The organism is Ensifer sp. NM-2 (assembly GCF_003024455.1).
Classification (GTDB): Bacteria; Pseudomonadota; Alphaproteobacteria; order Rhizobiales; family Rhizobiaceae; genus Ensifer; species Ensifer canadensis.
Map to the genome: position 1 here is coordinate 1 of NZ_PVZR01000089.1, position 698 is coordinate 698.

Here is a 698-nt window from a genome sequence, read left to right on the forward strand (position 1 = left end):
CGAGTGCAAGGGAAAGGGAGGGGTGCGGGTTCGCCGCGGTTCACGGCCAGAGCCCGGCCGGTGCCCGGCCGGGCTCTGTCCTCGATCCCGACGCCGGCGGTCCGCGGGAGGCGGACCGCCGGGTCAGAGGTCAGCGGGGCGTCACTCCTGGACGCGGACCCACTGCTCCACGTTCCACAGCGCACCCGACTGGGCGGCGGTGTCGCGCACGTTGGCGACGTCGGCCTTGTGGCCGACCAGACCCGGGTGAGCGTACAGCGGGATGGCCTGGAAGTCCTCCCAGAGCAGCTTCTCGATGGTCTTGACCTGCTCGAGCTGCTCGTTCTCGTCCAGCGAGGTGGCGAGCTTGTCCCAGGCCGCGTCCACCTCGGGGTTGTTGTAGCTCTGCTGGTTCTGAGCGCCGTCCGACTGGTAGATGTTCGCGCCGGAGGCCTTCTGGCCCGAGCCGGCCCAGGCGTAGAGGGCGGCGTCGTAGTCACCGGCCGGCATGACCTCCTTGAAGAACACCGGCGAGTTGGCGTCCTGCACGTCGAAGCCGGCCTGGTCGCAGGAGCTCTTGATGAGCGCGACGGTCTCGGTGCGACGCTGGTTGCCCGCCTGGTAGCCGAGGCGGACCGTGGGCGTGGAGACGCCCGACTTCTCGACGAGCTCCTTCGCCTTCTCGATGTTCGGCTCGTCCATCTCCTTCGGGTAGGCCT

1 protein-coding gene is annotated in these 698 nt (G+C 69.2%); it reads right to left on the reverse strand.

The features are described from left to right. Positions 1-141: 141 nt before the first annotated feature. Positions 142-698: ABC transporter substrate-binding protein (locus tag C6558_RS38900; RefSeq protein WP_199197132.1), on the reverse strand; the 557-nt coding region annotated here is incomplete at its 5' end.